At 56.9% G+C, this 15,315-nt stretch carries 14 protein-coding genes; 11 read left to right on the plus strand and 3 right to left on the minus strand.

Features of this window, described 5'->3' with window-relative positions:
* Window positions 1-31: 31 nt before the first annotated feature.
* Genes ACP6EK_RS06145 through ACP6EK_RS06155 form a run of 3 tightly spaced genes read left to right on the plus strand, consistent with a single transcriptional unit; the run spans window position 32 to window position 3,191 of the window.
* Window positions 32-838, plus strand: coding sequence for a ParA family protein (locus ACP6EK_RS06145; protein ID WP_438314143.1), 807 nt, complete (start codon window positions 32-34; stop codon window positions 836-838).
* Entirely contained in the window at window positions 795-2,093 is a 1,299-nt protein-coding gene (gene ftsZ, locus ACP6EK_RS06150; protein ID WP_438314146.1) for a cell division protein FtsZ, read from the plus strand. The genes ACP6EK_RS06145 and ftsZ overlap by 44 nt, the downstream gene beginning before the upstream one ends.
* 3 nt (window positions 2,094-2,096) lie before the next feature.
* Complete coding sequence (locus ACP6EK_RS06155; protein ID WP_438314148.1) at window positions 2,097-3,191, plus strand: aldose 1-epimerase family protein; 1,095 nt, start codon at window positions 2,097-2,099, stop codon at window positions 3,189-3,191.
* On the opposite strand, the gene ACP6EK_RS06160 is transcribed toward ACP6EK_RS06155, so the two are convergent.
* Window positions 3,157-5,163: a transglycosylase SLT domain-containing protein gene (locus ACP6EK_RS06160; RefSeq protein ID WP_438314151.1), complete on the minus strand. Its 2,007-nt coding sequence runs from the start codon at window positions 5,161-5,163 to the stop codon at window positions 3,157-3,159. The genes ACP6EK_RS06155 and ACP6EK_RS06160 overlap by 35 nt on opposite strands.
* Before the next feature lie 51 nt (window positions 5,164-5,214).
* Between ACP6EK_RS06160 and polX the strand changes: the two genes are divergently transcribed.
* Entirely contained in the window at window positions 5,215-6,960 is a 1,746-nt protein-coding gene (polX, locus tag ACP6EK_RS06165) for a DNA polymerase/3'-5' exonuclease PolX (protein WP_438314154.1), read from the plus strand.
* Here polX and nadE read toward each other — a convergent pair.
* A complete protein-coding gene (gene nadE / locus ACP6EK_RS06170) occupies window positions 6,910-7,662 on the minus strand; it encodes an NAD(+) synthase (RefSeq protein ID WP_438314157.1) in 753 nt (250 codons plus the stop codon). The two genes, polX and nadE, sit on opposite strands and share 51 nt — an antisense overlap.
* An 85-nt stretch (window positions 7,663-7,747) precedes the next feature.
* Between nadE and ACP6EK_RS06175 the strand changes: the two genes are divergently transcribed.
* Genes ACP6EK_RS06175 through ACP6EK_RS06190 form a run of 4 tightly spaced genes read left to right on the plus strand, consistent with a single transcriptional unit; the run spans window position 7,748 to window position 11,041 of the window.
* Window positions 7,748-9,004, plus strand: a complete 1,257-nt coding sequence (locus ACP6EK_RS06175) for a 3-isopropylmalate dehydratase large subunit (RefSeq protein WP_438314159.1) — start codon at window positions 7,748-7,750, stop codon at window positions 9,002-9,004.
* Between the two features lie 5 nt (window positions 9,005-9,009).
* Window positions 9,010-9,510, plus strand: a complete 501-nt coding sequence (locus tag ACP6EK_RS06180) for a 3-isopropylmalate dehydratase small subunit (protein WP_438314162.1) — start codon at window positions 9,010-9,012, stop codon at window positions 9,508-9,510.
* Window positions 9,511-9,518: 8 nt separating this feature from the next.
* The gene (gene glyA / locus ACP6EK_RS06185) at window positions 9,519-10,769 is read left to right on the plus strand and encodes a serine hydroxymethyltransferase (RefSeq protein WP_438314165.1); all 1,251 of its coding nucleotides are present in this window, start codon (window positions 9,519-9,521) and stop codon (window positions 10,767-10,769) included.
* A 50-nt stretch (window positions 10,770-10,819) separates the two neighbouring features.
* Window positions 10,820-11,041, plus strand: coding sequence for a NifU family protein (locus ACP6EK_RS06190; protein WP_427365635.1), 222 nt, complete (start codon window positions 10,820-10,822; stop codon window positions 11,039-11,041).
* Here ACP6EK_RS06190 and ACP6EK_RS06195 read toward each other — a convergent pair.
* Window positions 11,038-11,772, minus strand: coding sequence for a formate/nitrite transporter family protein (locus ACP6EK_RS06195; protein ID WP_438314168.1), 735 nt, complete (start codon window positions 11,770-11,772; stop codon window positions 11,038-11,040). The two genes, ACP6EK_RS06190 and ACP6EK_RS06195, sit on opposite strands and share 4 nt — an antisense overlap.
* A 139-nt stretch (window positions 11,773-11,911) precedes the next feature.
* On the opposite strand from ACP6EK_RS06195, the gene ACP6EK_RS06200 reads away from it, so the two are divergent.
* The 3 genes from ACP6EK_RS06200 (at window position 11,912) to ACP6EK_RS06210 (ending at window position 15,315) form a co-directional block, all read left to right on the plus strand.
* Window positions 11,912-12,553: a corrinoid protein gene (locus tag ACP6EK_RS06200; protein ID WP_438314171.1), complete on the plus strand. Its 642-nt coding sequence runs from the start codon at window positions 11,912-11,914 to the stop codon at window positions 12,551-12,553.
* A gap of 99 nt (window positions 12,554-12,652) precedes the next feature.
* The gene (locus ACP6EK_RS06205; protein WP_438314174.1) at window positions 12,653-14,347 is read left to right on the plus strand and encodes a formate--tetrahydrofolate ligase; all 1,695 of its coding nucleotides are present in this window, start codon (window positions 12,653-12,655) and stop codon (window positions 14,345-14,347) included.
* The gene (locus ACP6EK_RS06210) at window positions 14,347-15,315 is read left to right on the plus strand and encodes an FAD-dependent oxidoreductase (RefSeq protein WP_438314177.1); all 969 of its coding nucleotides are present in this window, start codon (window positions 14,347-14,349) and stop codon (window positions 15,313-15,315) included. Before ACP6EK_RS06205 ends, ACP6EK_RS06210 begins: the two co-directional genes overlap by 1 nt.

The following is a 15,315-nucleotide window of genomic DNA, read 5'->3' on the forward strand; positions in this document are numbered from 1 at the left end:
TGCGGTTTTTCTTAGTGTTCGGGGAGGACCTATGAGAATTATTGCCATTGCCAATCAAAAAGGAGGGGTGGCGAAGACCACAACGTGCATTAATCTGGGAGCGTCACTGGCGTATCATGCTCGACAGGTGCTCATTATCGATATGGACCCTCAAGCGCATTCGACGCTGGGTCTTGGGTTTGAGCCCAATGAATTCGACAAGACCATTCTGAACGTCCTCGAGCCTCCGCGAAGCCCTTACCGTCTTGAGCTTAAAGACGTCATTGTGCCTACGCGGACTCCCAATCTCTACCTGGCCCCGGCGAACATCGACCTGGCAGGAGCGGAGTACCGCCTCATCGACAAACTCGGGCGGGAAGACTTTTTGAATAACAGTATTCAGCGGGCCAATCTCCCCTTTGACTACATCCTCATTGACTGTCCCCCGTCTCTTGGTATCCTCACCATCAATGCCCTCAAGGCCTGCCGCGAGGTAATTATCACCATCCAGCCTCACTATTTCGCCCTGCGGGGGATTGAAGAGTTTATGGAGACCTTAGAGCTCATGCGGGAGAACCTGAAGCACGATCCTGAAGTGTACGTGCTCATCACCATTGCTGACACAAGGACCAACCTCTACCGGGAGGTCATCGAGGAGGTTCGGGAGTACTTTGGGGATCGGATGTTCGAGACCATCATCCATCGCAATATTGCGCTGGCTGAGGCGACAAGCCATGGTGTGCCGGTGATTGAGTACGAGCCCATGTCCACAGGGGCGCAGAATTACCTTGCTCTGGCGAAAGAGGTGATTCGTCTTGAAAAAGAAAAGCCTAAAAAGAGGCTTTTCCGAAAGACTTGATTTCAAAAGAGAGCTCATCCGGGACACGACGAAGGGCATCGAGGACTCTGAAGAAGTGGCCCTCTCCCCCCCAAAATCCCAAACAGGTGGAAAGTCCACGAAAAAGCCTGCGGAAAAGCCCAGGGAACGGAAGGCTGAAGACAGGGTGGCAACGATCAAGGTCATCGGTGTTGGCGGGGGAGGCAACAACGCCATCAACCATATGATTGAGGAGGGCCTTGACGGGGTGGACCTTGTGGCGGTCAACACCGATGTGCAGTCCCTTAAGCGGTCCCTGGCTCCGGAAAAGGTGCAGATTGGCTTCAACCTCACAAGGGGTCTGGGAACCGGGGGAGACCCACGCATTGGGGAAGAGGCAGCCAAACAGGACCGGGACAAGCTCCTCCAGGTGGTTGAGGATGCGGATTTGGTATTCATCGCCGCCTGTATGGGTGGGGGAACGGGGACGGGTGCAGCTCCGGTGATTGCCTCGCTGGCAAAGGAAGCTGGAGCACTGACCCTTGGTGTGGTGACCAAGCCCTTCAATTTCGAAGGAGCCCGCCGGAGAACCCAGGCAGAAGAAGGTATCAAGAAACTCCAGGAAGTGGTCGATGCGCTCATTGTGATCCCCAACGAGCGCCTCCTCCAGGTGGCCAAAAAAGATACCTCGCTTCAAGAGGCCTTTAAGGTAGCGGACCACGTTCTTTACCAGGCAGTGCGGGGTATCACGGACCTCATCACCTCGCCTCAGGATATCAACCTCGACCTTGCGGATTTGCGGACGGTTCTGAGCGGCGCCGGAATGGTGCTCATTGGTATCGGCAATGGTCGAGGGCGGGAAAAGGCGAGACAAGCGGTGGAAGAGGCCATTAACAGCCCTCTCCTGGAGATTTCGGTGAAGGGTGCCCGCTCGGTCATCCTCAACATTACCGGTGGTCCTGATATGACCCTTAACGAGGTCACCGAGATCGTGAACTTCGTCACCGCGGCGACGGGGACGGAAACCGACATCCTCTGGGGGTGCAAGGTGGACGAGACGCTCTCGAACGAAATCGTGGTGACCGTTATTGCCACTCGTTTTGAGGTTGAAAAGCGCGAGGAGGCATTCCTTTCCCTTGCGGGAGGGAAAGGCGAGGAAGACATCGGAAGCCGCATCATTATCGACGACGATATTGATATTCCCGCGTTTCTCCGGGAATCCCAAAAACGGGCAGCTTTTCAGGAGCGGAAAACAAACGACGCTTTTCCATTCTTTCGAAGGATGAAGGGGGAATAGGCCATGGCAGTGATTCTGGGAAAGCAGATGACGAGGGAAGAGATTCTCCGGAGGGTCGGAGACATCTCGCAGCTTGGAGGGGTGCGGATTGCTGAGCTCCTTGACGGCCTGGAGCGAGGGGTGCGGATTGCCGAGGTGAACACAGGAGGAGGCCTTTTCTATACGGTTCTCCTTGACCGGGGGATGGATATCGCCTGGACGACGTACAAGGGTGTGAGCATCGGCTGGAGGTCGGCAACGCAGAACCTCTCGCCCTTCCTCTTTGAGCCAGAGGGATTCGGGTGGCTCCGGGGGTTCCACGGAGGGCTTATGAACACCTGTGGGCTTGCGTACGCCGGAGCACCGTGCCGGGACACCTCGACCTTGGTGCACCGCCTCGAAGAAGAGGAACTGGGACTCCACGGCCGGGCCTCGTACCTTCCGGCGGGAAACGTGTACGCCGACGGAGCCTGGCAGGGGGACGAGTACTTCATGTGGGTTCAGGGAAAGGTTCGGGAGGCCATTGTCTTTGGGGAAAAACTGGTGCTTGTGAGGAAAATCTGGAGTCGTCTGGGGGAAAAGGTCATCCACGTTGAGGATCAGGTGACCAATGAGGGGTTCATCGAGAGCCCTTTCATGATTCTCTACCACATCAATATCGGGTATCCTCTTCTTGACGAGGGGAGCGTCCTCCTGCTTCCGGCAGCAAGAACCATCCCTCGAGACCACTGGGCCGAAGAGGGGAAAGAAGAGTGGTTCCGCTTCCACGCGCCTCAAAAAGGGTACTTCGAGAAGGTGTACCTCCACTACCCCAAAACTTTAGACGACGGTTTTGGGGCCTCGCTGCTTTTCAATGAGCGGTTGAAGCTTGGCGTCTACGTGAAGTTCGATACAAAAGAACTCCCCTATTTCACGGAGTGGAAGATGATGGGTGAGGGGGAGTACGTCGTGGGGATGGAGCCCGGTAACTGCTTCCCCCTGGGGAGGAAAAGGGAACGGGAAGAGGGGCGGCTGGTTGTCCTCAAGCCCGGTGAGACCAGGAAGATCACCTTGGAAATCGGTATTGTGGATGGGGAGGAGGAAATCAGGGAGTTTCGGAAGTACCTGGGAATGGACTGACGCCGCGATACAGCACGGAATACGCGAAGTAATTGGTGAGAACCCTTTTCACGTAGTTTCGGGTCTCAGCAAAGGGAATGGATTCAAGGAATGCATCCCGGTCCTGGGGGAGTTCCTCCTTCCAGCGCTCGGCTCTCCCCGGACCGGCATTGTACCCGCAAAGGGCAAGGAGAAGGTCTCCTTCGAACCTCCGCAGAAGGTAAGCAAGGTACGCCATGCCGATAGCCAGGTTTTCCCGGGGTTCAAGAAGGAGAGCGGTGATATCGCCATCTTTTCCCGGATTCACCCATTCCTTTTCAACGACCCATGCCCCGGTTGTGGGGAGAACCTGGGTGAGTCCTACAGCTCCGGCCAGAGAAACCGCCTGGGGGTCGAAAGCACTCTCTGCGTGAACCAGGGCAAGGACAAGGTAGGGGTCAAGAGGAGGGTTTTGTTGCGGGGCGAGCTCCTCGATTTCTCTGAAAAAAAAGCGCGGATAGTAGCTTTTCCCAGCAAAGTCCGGAATGCGTCCCCTTTCTGGAAAAAGACGAAAAGCGAACTGCAGGCTCTTCCGGTACATTCCTCTCCGGGCGAAGAGTCCGGCACACTCAAGAAGAAGCAGAGTATCCTGGGGTTTTTTCCGGAGAAGAAACAGGAGTTCAATCTCGGCGTGGTTGAAAAGCCCCAGAGAGGAGAAAAACCGGTATTTTGCCCAGTGGGTTTCAAGATCCCGGGGAAGACTGAGGGGTGGCGGGCTTTGCTGCACGAAGGGTGAGGAAAACTCCACAATCTCGGTTGCCCGGACATAGTAGTAGTCAAGGCGAGACTCTGCAAGAATCGTGGCAAGAGGGGTAGTCTCTCCGGTGACCTTGAACTTCCAGAAGAGCGCCTGGTTCCGCCACTCGGAGAGAGCAGCAAGCTGCTCAAGGACCTCCAGAGCACCGTCCTTGTCCTTTTTCTGGTACAGGACCCAGAAGAGGTTGAAGAGGAGCGCTCCGTTTTGTGGGAAAAGCGTTGCGGCCCTCCTCAGGGTGGCGATGTGTCGTTCGTCGTCTTTCAGGGCGCTGTAGGAAGCGGCCAGGTTCTGGAGGACTGTGAGGAGGTATTGGCTCTTTGGGTATTCGGCAAGGAGCCGGTCGAAAAAGCGGATGGCCTCGCGGTGCATGCCTTTTCGCTGGGCGAGGACACCCCGGAAAAAGAGCACGTCCTCGGTGTCTTTCCTCCCCTCAAGGAGTTCTTCTAAAGCCTTGAGGTTCCCTTTTCGCAGGAAGAGACGGGCCTGGAGAAGCCAGAACGTGTCGCCTAAAGGTGGAGGGAGAGTCTCTTCCTTGAGGGTGTTCAGGAAACGCTCGGCGTCTTGCAGAAACCCCAGGCTCAAGAAAAACTCGGCGAGGAGAAGACGAGCAGAAAACGTGAGGGGGTCAGGGGAAAGCCCCGGGAGAAGAGGCTCAAGAGCCCTTCGGGTCTCAAGGAAGGTCTGGTCGCGGAAATCCCGGTACATCTTGTGCAAAAGGAAGACCGCCTCAAGGTGGTGATCCTCTTCCTTGAGGAGGGCAAAGAGCTCTCGAAAGGCAGCGAGCTTCTCCTCTTCCGCTTCGGCAAGGCGCAGGGCTTCGAGGGCAAAGGCGAATGCCTCACCAGGTTTCCCTTCTTTCCGGGATTTTTGTACACAGACGAGGGCGGCAGGGAATCGGACCGGTGAAGTGGGGGCAAACTCCTCGAGGAGGCGAAGAAAGGACCACCGTTCTTGGGAGTTTCCCTCAAGGCGTTCCAGGAAAAGGAGTGCCAGGTGGTCCGAAAGAGAACGGCCCCTTCTGAGGCTCTGCACGATGTCTTCCCGAACGCCGAGGCGAATGGGCGAGCGAAGAAGGGTCTCGATGAAGAGAAAGTGGCACCGCTCAAGAACACTGAGACCGGGTTCACTCTCCGGTCTTCCACCACCAAAGAGTAACCCCAAAAGTACCAGGGGAAGGATGAGCGCCTTTGCTTTCATTTGGGGTCCATGATAGCATAGTACCGTGGAAGAGGGAAGGGGGAGGAAGGGATGCGGAATCAGGAAGTGGCCAAAATCCTCCATGATATCTCGGTACTTCTTGATATCAAGGGAGAGAGTCGCTTCCGGGTGGTGGCGTATGAGGAAGCCGCCCGACGGATAGAGAACTGGCCTGAGCCCATTGAGGAGGTCTGGAAGAACGGGAAACTCGAGGACATTCCGGGTATCGGTCAGAGCATTGCCAGTAAAATCGCCGAATACCTCGCCACAGGAAAAATGGCCTATTACGAGGAGTTGATAAAAGAAATTCCTCCCGAGCTCATCGAGCTCACGGAGATTCCTGGAGTGGGACCCAAAATTGCCAGGCTTCTCTATGAGCAGCTGGGGATAAAGACTCTTGAAGACCTTGAGAAAGCAATCCGGGAGAAAAAACTCCGCAATCTCCCCCGCCTTGGTGCAAAGAGCGAGGAGAAGATTGCCCGGGGCCTTGAGATGTTCCGGCGAAAAACCGGTCGCATGCTCCTTGGGCAGGCCCTACCCCTTGTGGAGGGTATTGTGGCGCTTCTTCGGGAGAGAACGGGAGTGGAGAACATCAGCCCTGCGGGGAGCATCCGTCGCATGAAAGAAACCATAGGGGACATTGACATCTTGGTGGCATCTTCCCGTCCCCAGCTCATCATGGACGTTTTTGTTGCTCTGCCCCAGGTTCGGGAGGTCCTGGCAAAAGGCGATACGAAGTCGAGTATTGTGACCCATGAGGGTATCCAGGTGGATGTGCGCGTGGTGGAAGAAGAGTGTTTCGGAGCGGCTCTGCAGTACTTTACCGGTTCCAAGGCTCACAACATTAAACTCCGGGAAATCGCTCTGAAAAAGGGCTTTAAGGTGAACGAGTATGGGATTTTCCGCCTGGACACCAACGAGCGAGTGGGAGGGGAGCGGGAGGAAGATATCTACGAAATTTTAGGAATGGAGTGGATTCCTCCAGAGCTTCGGGAGGACCAGGGAGAAATTGAGTGTGCTCTGGAGAAAAAACTCCCCGTCCTTGTGGATATGAAGGATATCCGGGGAGACCTCCACGTCCATTCCCACTGGAGCGATGGCGTAGCCTCCATTGAGGAGATGGCCCAGGCAGCTTTAGCGCGGGGGTATCAGTACCTTGCCATCTGCGACCACACCCAGTCCCTGGCCGTGGCCTCAGGGCTCACCCCGGAGGAAATTCATGAGCGGGAAAAGGAAATCCGGCGCTGGAACGAACGTCACCCAGAGCTTCTGGTCCTCAATGGTGTTGAGGCCAACATCTTGAGCGATGGGTCTTTAGATTTCCCCGATAAGGAACTTGCCCTCCTTGAGGTGGTGGTGGCTGGCCTCCACTCCGGGTTCACCCAGAAGGAAGAGAAGATTCTGAAGCGTCTGGAGCTGGCCATGAAGAATCCCTACGTCCAGATAATCAGCCACCCCACGGGACGAATCATTGGCAAGCGCGAGGCGTACGAGATCAACTGCGATGTTCTTTTTGCCATGGCGAAGGCCACTCATACCTCTTTGGAGCTCAACGCCCAGCCTGAGCGCCTGGATCTCCGCGATGTGGATGCCCGGAAGGCCGCTCAGGAAGGCATAAAGATTGTGATTTCCACCGATGCCCATGACCCGGGGTCTTTAGAGTACATGCGCTATGGTGTGGCCCAGGCGAGACGGGCTTGGCTTCGGAAGGAGGACGTGCTCAATACCTTTGACCGGGAGGAACTCTTAGAGTTCCTCGCCAGAAAACGGAAACTCCTCCTTCGAGAGGAGCATTAAGGGAAGCCGCCTTTTGTGGGTACTCTGTCGAACCATGGAGAGAATCTTCGACCGGTAGGGTTCTTCGGCCTTCCCCTCTTCGATGAAGCGGTCAAGAATCTCGTACGTCAGGCCCATTTCTCCCTCGTCGGTCTGACCGGGCCAGAGACCCGCTGAAGGGGGTTTGGTGATGATACGCTCCGGGATTCCCAGGAATGCGGCGATTGCCCGGATCTTGCGCTTGGTGAGGTGAGCCAGGGGGGCAATGTCCACGCCACCGTCCCCGTATTTGGTGAAGTACCCCACGGTGAGCTCACTGCGGTTACCCGAGCCGCAGACGAGGTAGTTCAGGGTGTTGGCGAAAAAGTACAGCACGCACATCCGCAGCCTCGGTTTGAGGTTGGCTTGGGGGAGGGATTTCGCTGCTTTTTCTTCTCCCAGGACCTCAAGGAGCGCGTCAAAGGGCTTTTCAAGGGGGATAACCCGATAAGGGATGGAGAACTGCTCGGCGACCTCCCGGGCGTCCTCGAGGTCCACTGGGTCGCTGTAGCAGGGCATAATGAGGCCCAGGACATTTTCTCCAAGGGCTTTTTTCGCAAGAACCGCCACCACAGAGGAATCGATGCCTCCGCTCATACCGAAAACAAGACCCCTGGCGCGGGCATCAAGGACTTTCTCCCGCATCCACTGCACAATCCGTGCAACCTCTTCCTGGGGTGTCAAGGGGGCTTCCTCCTCTCGTTGACTTTCCTTTTTCCCGTAATGTATTATTTTGCCAACACTACGTCAAGGAAGTGGGGAAGTAGCAATGGGGAAGACAATGGCCGAAAAAATCTTCGAACGCAAGGTCGGAAAACCCGTTCATCCGGGAGACATCGTGGTTGCACCGGTTGACTGGGCTATGGGTCAGGACGGTACCACTCCTCTTGCCATCCAGTCTTTTGAGGAGATGAACGGAAAGTCGGTGTTCCGCCCGGACAGGGTTGTCTTCGTCATCGACCACAATGCCCCAAGCCCCTTAGAGTCGGTCTCCCGCCTGCACGACCTCATGCGTTCCTTTGCCCGGAAATTCGGTATCCGGGTGTTTGAGGTGGGGGAAGGGGTCTGTCATGAACTCATGATGAGCCGGGGCCTTGTGGTCCCGGGGGATCTTGTCGTGGGAGCCGATTCCCACACCTGCACCTATGGGGCCATTGGGGCGTTTTCCACGGGGATTGGAAGTACAGAGCTTGCTGTGGTGATGATGACCGGTAAACTCTGGTTTAAAGTCCCGGAAAGCCTCTGTGTCAGGCTTTCTGGGGAACTCCCCCCGGGGGTGTTTGCCAAGGACGTTATCCTGCACATTGCGGCGCTCCTTGGGGCTGATGGGGCAACGTACCAGGCGATTGAATTCCACGGCCCGGTGGTGGAACGCCTGGGCGTGGAGGAGCGGGCGACCCTCACCAACATGGCGGTAGAGGTGGGTGCCAAGGCGGGAATGGTTCCCCCCGATGAGAAGACCATAAGGTGGGTGAGGGAACGCACTGATCGCCCCTTTGAGGTGGTGCTTCCCGACCCTGATGCGGTGTACGCAAAGACCCTGGACATCGACTGCTCTGGTCTTGTACCGCAGGTTGCCTTCCCGCACCGAGTCGACAACGTTAGACCCATTACCGAAGCCCTGGGAATCCCTGTTCGTGAGGCTTTTGTGGGAACCTGCACCAACGGGAGGGTTCCCGACCTTGAGGTGGTGGCGAGGATTCTTCGGGGTCGAAAGGTACATCCTGAGGTGCGGCTCATTGTTGCACCGGCTTCGAAGGAAGCCTTCCTCGTTGCCCTTGAGAGGGGATGGGTGAGGGACATCGTTGAGGCAGGGGGTGTTTTTGTTCCCCCGGGATGCGGCCCCTGTGTGGGGACGCACCAGGGGATTCCCGGAGATGGTTGGAACGTCATCTCCACAGCCAACCGGAACTTCCGGGGACGGATGGGGAACCGGGAGGCATCGATTTACCTTGCCTCTCCTGCGACGGTGGCGGCCTCGGCCATTGAGGGGGAGATTGCGGATCCGAGAAAATACCTGGGGTGAGAGCTATGCGCTTGACTGGACGGGTGCACAAGTTCGGTGATGACATCAACACGGACTACATCATTTCCGGGAAGTACAAATTCAAAACCCTCGATATGCAGGAACTGGCCAGACACGTTATGGAAGACCTTGACCCGGAGTTTGCCCAAAAAGTCCGGCCCGGGGATTTCATTGCCGCAGGGAAGAATTTCGGTTGTGGTTCTTCCCGGGAACAGGCCCCGAGAGCCCTTCTTGCCTGTGGCATCAGGGGGGTACTGGCGAAGTCCTTTGCCCGGATTTTCTTCCGCAACGCCATCAACTGTGGGCTTTTTGTGGTGGAGTGCGATACCGACAAAATTGAGAACGGTGACGAGGTTACGGTAGACCTCGAGAAGGGTGAAGTTGTGAATCTCACGAAGGGTGTTACCCTCTTCGTTCCTCCTCTCCCCCAGGTCATGATCGACATCCTTCGGGAAGGAGGGCTTGTGAATTACTTCAAAAAATACGGATCCTTTGAAAAGGCGTGAGATGAGGTATGTGGGAGTATCTCAAGGACAAAGACCCTGAGGTCTACCGCTGTGTCCTGGCAGAGCTCAGGCGGGAACGGAATACGCTGGAGCTTATTGCCTCCGAGAACTTCACAAGCCTTGCCGTTATGGAAGCCCAGGGCTCGCCCCTCACGAACAAGTACGCTGAGGGATATCCGGGACGGCGCTACTATGGAGGCTGCGAGTTCGTGGACGAGGCGGAGACTCTGGCCATTGAGCGGGCAAAGGTCCTCTTCGGTGCAGAGCATGCTAATGTCCAGCCTCACTCCGGGTCCCAGGCGAACATGGCCGTATACTTTGCGGTGCTTCAGCCCGGGGATGTGGTCATGGGGATGGACCTCGCCCACGGGGGGCACCTCACCCATGGAAGCCGGGTGAATTTCTCGGGAATGCTGTACCGCTTTGTCCCCTACGGGGTGAGCCCAGAAACGGAGACCATTGATTACGACGCTCTGGAACGGCAGGCTCTTGAGGTTCGCCCAAAACTCATCGTTGCCGGAGGGAGTGCCTATCCCAGGGTCATTGATTTTGAGAGAATGCGGGCGATTTGCGACAGGGTTGGGGCGTACCTCATGGTGGATATGGCACACTTTGCTGGGCTTGTGGCTGCTGGGATCCACCCGAATCCTGTGCCCTATGCTCACTTTGTGACCACAACAACCCACAAGACCCTTCGGGGCCCCCGGGGAGGGATTGTCCTGTGTAAAAAGGAGTTCGCCCAGGCCATCGACAAGGCCCTCTTTCCCGGGATTCAGGGTGGCCCCCTCATGCACGTCATTGCGGCAAAAGCCGTGGCGCTGAAGGAGGCACGGACTCCTGAGTTTGCCGCCTACCAGAGGCAGGTAGTGGCGAATGCCCGGGCGCTCGCCGAGGCCCTGAAAGAGCGAGGGTACCGCCTTGTTTCTGGAGGAACGGATACCCACCTGCTCCTTGTGGACCTCAGGACTCTTGGCATCACCGGAAAGGAGGCGGAAACCGTCCTTGACCAGGTGGGCATCACGGTGAACAAAAATGTTATCCCCTTTGATCCTCAAAAACCCGCGGTGACAAGTGGCATTCGTCTTGGGACTCCAGCCTGCACCACCCGGGGGATGAAAGAGGGGGAAATGGCGTACATTGCCGAGCTCATTGACACCGCTCTGAGGGGACGGGGGAAACCTGAGGTGCTCTCACGGGTCCGCGAAGCGGTACTCGATCTCTGTGCACGCTTCCCCCTGTATCCGGAGCTCGGGGAATAAGTGGAGCGGTTTGGGGTTAGTAGCGGGAAAACTCTGGTGGAGGGAGGAACATGCGCGAGAAAGTGGAACAGGCTCTGGAGAAAATCCGGGGATACCTTCAGTACGAGGGCGGCGATGTGGAGCTCGTGGACATTGAGGACGGAGTGGTGAAGGTTCGCCTGAAGGGCATGTGCAGCGCCTGCCCCATGGCGATGATTACCTTAAAAGACGGTATTGAGCGCATCCTCAAAGAGGAAGTCCCCGAAGTCAAGTCCGTCGAGCAGGTCTTCTAAAGGAAGAGGCTGTAGAGAACCCCGACAAGGACGCTTCCTCCCACGATATTGCCAAGGGTGACCGGAAGGAGGTTCTGGAAAAGAGCCTTTCCCCAGGTGATTCCAGAACCTCCCTGGAGGATCCCTGCAGCGAGAAAGTACATGTTGGCCACGCTGTGCTCGTACCCTAAGGCTACAAAGGTCATGATGGGTCCTGGAATGGCAAGGATCGTACCGACCTCGTTTCCTGCGGCGATGGCAAAGAGTACTGCAAGGTCCACGAGCCAGTTGCAGAGTATCCCCCGGAAAAACCCCTGAGAGAAGGTGATGCCTATCTTCCCTTGGGCGATGGCGATGATTCGCTCGGCAATTATGCCTCCCTGCGCCTCCGGAAGCCCTGAAGCGGCGTAGAGGAGCGCCAGGAAGACCGCACCGAGGAAATTCCCCCCGTACACCAGGGCCCAGTTCAGGAGCACCCTCCGAAGAGGGGCTTTCTTCTTGAAGCAGTGCGCAACGAGGAGACAATTTCCGGTGAAAAGATCCGCCTTGCCGAGGACGACCATGATGAGTCCCACCGAGAACACGAGACCCCCAAAGAGCTGACGGAGGCTCCAGGGGATTCCCTGGGGAAGCGTGACGAGCGTGAAGACCTGTCCGGCAAAACCGATGTAGGCTCCAGCGAGAAATCCCCCGAGGAGGAGTTTCCCTGGGGTTTTCTCGAGTTTCCTTGTGCACCAGCTGGAAAGGTCCATTATTTTCCCCCCTTTCTTCACTCAGACAAATAATAGAGCATTTTGTTTTCTTTGCAAAGTTTTGTAAAGAGGATTATGGATTTCTCCCGGTACCTCTGCTACAATATGCGCAGAAACCGGCGGAGAGGGAGGGTTCAGAATGGCGGAGATTCTGGATCAGATTGCCCGGGAACTCTTTGCGGGGAATGCGAAAGCGGTGGCGGAACTCGTGGAAAAGGCTCTGAACGAAGGCCTTTCTCCCCAGGAAATCCTCAACGATGGCCTCATCAAGGGGATGAACGAAGTCGGGGTGAAGTTCAAGGCCAACGAAATCTACGTCCCCGAGGTCCTCATCGCTGCCCGGGCCATGAAGGCAGGAATGGAGATTTTGCGACCAAAGCTTGTGGAGACCGGGGTGGAGCCGGTCGCCAAAATGGTCATCGGAACGGTCAAGGGAGACCTCCACGACATCGGGAAGAACCTCGTAGCCATGATGATGGAGGGGGCAGGATTTGAGGTCATCGACCTTGGGATTGATGTCCCGGCTGAGAAGTTCATCCAGGCGGTGCGCGAGCACAAACCCCAGCTTGTGGGAATGTCGGCCCTCCTGACCACCACCATGATCCAGATTCGGGAGAACATCAAGGCCTTCAAAGAGGCCGGCATCAGAGACCAGGTGAAGATCATGGTTGGTGGTGCTCCGGTGACCCAGAAGTTCGCCGATGAGGTTGGTGCCGATGGCTATGCTCCCGATGCGGCCTCGGCGGTGGACAAGGCCAAAGAGCTTTTAGGATTGAATTGAGAAAAGGGAGGGTATTTCCCTCCCTTTTCGTTCTTCCCTATTACTTAATAGCTTTATTTATGTTATAATTCAAATTAGGAAAGAATTGGAGGGGGAAACATGCTGTCGGACCTCGAAATTGCCCAGAGCGCCCACTTGAAGCCCATCATGGAGATTGCCAGAGACCTCGGTCTTGAGGAAGACGACATTGAGCTCTACGGGAAGTACAAAGCGAAGGTGTCCCTTCAGGTTCTTGAGAAATTCAAGGACCGCCCCCTGGGGAAGTACATCGATGTGACCGCCATCACCCCCACACCCCTTGGGGAGGGGAAAACCGTCACCACCATCGGTCTCTCCATGGCCCTCAACAGAATCGGGAAAAAGAGTATTGTCTGCATCCGCCAGCCGTCCCTGGGTCCGGTTTTCGGCATTAAAGGGGGTGCTGCAGGTGGTGGCTACGCTCAAGTTGTCCCCATGGAAGATTTCAACCTGCACTTAACCGGTGATACCCATGCGGTGGCCCTCGCCCACAACCTCCTGGCTGCCTTCATCGACAATCACATCTACCACGGGAACGCTCTGCGCATTGATCCTTTCACCATAAGCTGGCCGAGGGTCGTGGACGTGAGCGACCGGGCACTGCGGAAAATCGTCATTGGCCTTGGAGGCAAAGACAATGGCATCCCCCGGGAATCGGGTTTCGATATCGCCGTGGCTTCAGAGGTTATGGCCATTCTCGCCCTCACAACGGGTCTTCGGGATTTGCGGGAACGCCTTGGTCGGATTGTCATCGGGTACAACGTGGAGAAGAAACCGGTGACGGCGGAGGATTTACGGTGTGCTGGGGCCATGGCGGTGCTTCTCAAAGATGCCATCAAGCCGAACCTTCTCCAGACTCTGGAGAACACACCCTGCTTTGTCCACGCCGGACCCTTCGCCAACATTGCCCACGGGAATAGCTCCATTCTCGCCGACCAGATTGCTCTTCGCCTGAGCGAGTACGTGGTCACGGAGAGCGGTTTCGGTGCGGACTGCGGCATGGAGAAGTTCATGAACATCAAGTGCCGCTACAGTGGCCTTGCTCCCGACTGCGTGGTCATGGTGTGCTCAGTCCGGGCGCTCAAAATGCACAGCGGTAAGTACAGAGTGGTGCCCGGGAAGCCCCTCGACCCTGCGCTTGCAGAAGAAGACGTCGCTGCGGTGGAGCAGGGTGCGGAGAACCTGGTGAAGCAGATTGAGAATGCCCGCCTCTTTGGGGTTCCGGTCGTTGTGGCCATCAACCTTTTTGCAACGGACACCGACCGGGAAATACGGGCCATTGAGAAAATTGCCCTTGAGAACGGCGCCTATGCCTGTGCGGTGTCTGAGGTCTGGGCAAAAGGCGGTGCCGGAGGGAGGGAGCTTGCCGAGGCGGTGGTTCGGGCCTGTGACGAACCTAAGGACTTCCGGTTCCTCTATCCCCTGGATATCCCGATCAAGGAGAAAATCGAAATCATCGCCACGAAGATTTACGGGGCTGATGGTGTGGTGTACGAGGAAGGCGTGGAGGAGAAAATCAGGCGCTTCACCGAGTTCGGCTGGGACAAGCTCCCCATCTGCATGGCCAAGACCCATCTTTCCCTCTCTCACGACCCAAAACTCAAAGGACGCCCCCGGGGATTCAGGCTCCCGATCAAAGACATTCGTCCCGCCATCGGTGCAGGGTTCCTCTATCCCCTCTGTGGAGAAATTCGGACCATGCCCGGCTTGCCTTCGGAGCCTGCGGGGAATAAAGTAGATATCGATGCGGAAGGACGGATTGTGGGGCTTTTCTGATGGAACGCGTTGACGTCCTTGTGATCGGCGGAGGCGTTGCCGGGCTTGCGGTGGCCTCCGCCCTTCAGGAGAAGGGCGATGTCCTCGTCCTTGAGGAGAAGGCATCTCTGGGGGGCCTTGCGGTGGAACTCTCCTGTAAGGCTACCGACCGGTGCCTCCGCTGCGGTGTGTGCCGGGCTGCAGAAGTTGTGCGAAAGGGGCGGATTGGGGTAGAGAGCATCACCGGGGAGTCTCCACGTGCGGTGGTTCGGGAAAAAGGAGGTTTCCGTATCACTACAGACCGTAGAGAACTTGTCGCCCGCTTGGTCGTCCTTGCGACGGGTGCGGTGCCTTTCCCAGTGGAGGAGTTCCCCCAGTACCTCTGGGGGAGAAGGGAGCGAATCCTCACCGGATTTGACCTTGAGCGCAGGCTCAAAGACGGCAACCTCGAGGAGTTTGCCGCTTTCCGTTCCCTTGCGTTCGTGCAGTGCGTGGGGTCCCGGAATGCCCGGAAGCGACTGGGGTACTGCTCGCAGGTCTGCTGCCGTTACGCCCTCCGCCTTGCGGCAAACCTCCGGTTCCGGTTTTCCGAAGTGCGTATCGATTGTTACTCCATGGATCTCCAGGTCCTCGGGGACGGACAGGAAGCCCTCCGTAATGCGGCCCATTCGGTCTTCCGGTATCGTTCCCTGCCCTTTGCCCTTGAGGAGGATGCGGACGGAGTGACGGTCTTTGTGGAGGTGGACGGGAGAGCCACAGGGCGGCGCTACGATGCGGTGGTGCTTTCGGTTGGTCTTGTGGCCTCACCCGGGACACAGCGGATGGCAGAGCTCTTCCGTCTTCCGCAAAGGGAGGGTGGGTTCATCGTCCCCCACCCTCAGGACGGGGTCTTTGCCTGCGGGACAGCTACAGGACCGAAGGACATCACGGGCGCCATCTTCGAAGCGGAGAGGCTTGCAAAAGAACTCGGAGCGCTTCTTGGGAGGTAA

Source organism: Candidatus Caldatribacterium sp. SIUC1 (genome assembly GCF_051549785.1).
Lineage (GTDB): Bacteria > Atribacterota > Atribacteria > Atribacterales > Caldatribacteriaceae > Caldatribacterium.

Coding starts and splice junctions, on each gene's coding strand:
- ACP6EK_RS06190 (WP_427365635.1), top strand. CDS start 10,820: ATGCGCGAGAAAGTGGAACAGGCTCTGGAGAAAATCCGGGGATACCTT.
- ACP6EK_RS06160 (WP_438314151.1), bottom strand. CDS start 5,163: ATGAAAGCAAAGGCGCTCATCCTTCCCCTGGTACTTTTGGGGTTACTC.
- ACP6EK_RS06205 (WP_438314174.1), top strand. CDS start 12,653: ATGCTGTCGGACCTCGAAATTGCCCAGAGCGCCCACTTGAAGCCCATC.
- ACP6EK_RS06145 (WP_438314143.1), top strand. CDS start 32: ATGAGAATTATTGCCATTGCCAATCAAAAAGGAGGGGTGGCGAAGACC.
- ACP6EK_RS06180 (WP_438314162.1), top strand. CDS start 9,010: ATGCGCTTGACTGGACGGGTGCACAAGTTCGGTGATGACATCAACACG.
- polX (WP_438314154.1), top strand. CDS start 5,215: ATGCGGAATCAGGAAGTGGCCAAAATCCTCCATGATATCTCGGTACTT.
- ACP6EK_RS06155 (WP_438314148.1), top strand. CDS start 2,097: ATGGCAGTGATTCTGGGAAAGCAGATGACGAGGGAAGAGATTCTCCGG.
- ACP6EK_RS06210 (WP_438314177.1), top strand. CDS start 14,347: ATGGAACGCGTTGACGTCCTTGTGATCGGCGGAGGCGTTGCCGGGCTT.
- ACP6EK_RS06175 (WP_438314159.1), top strand. CDS start 7,748: ATGGGGAAGACAATGGCCGAAAAAATCTTCGAACGCAAGGTCGGAAAA.
- ACP6EK_RS06195 (WP_438314168.1), bottom strand. CDS start 11,772: ATGGACCTTTCCAGCTGGTGCACAAGGAAACTCGAGAAAACCCCAGGG.
- ACP6EK_RS06200 (WP_438314171.1), top strand. CDS start 11,912: ATGGCGGAGATTCTGGATCAGATTGCCCGGGAACTCTTTGCGGGGAAT.
- glyA (WP_438314165.1), top strand. CDS start 9,519: ATGTGGGAGTATCTCAAGGACAAAGACCCTGAGGTCTACCGCTGTGTC.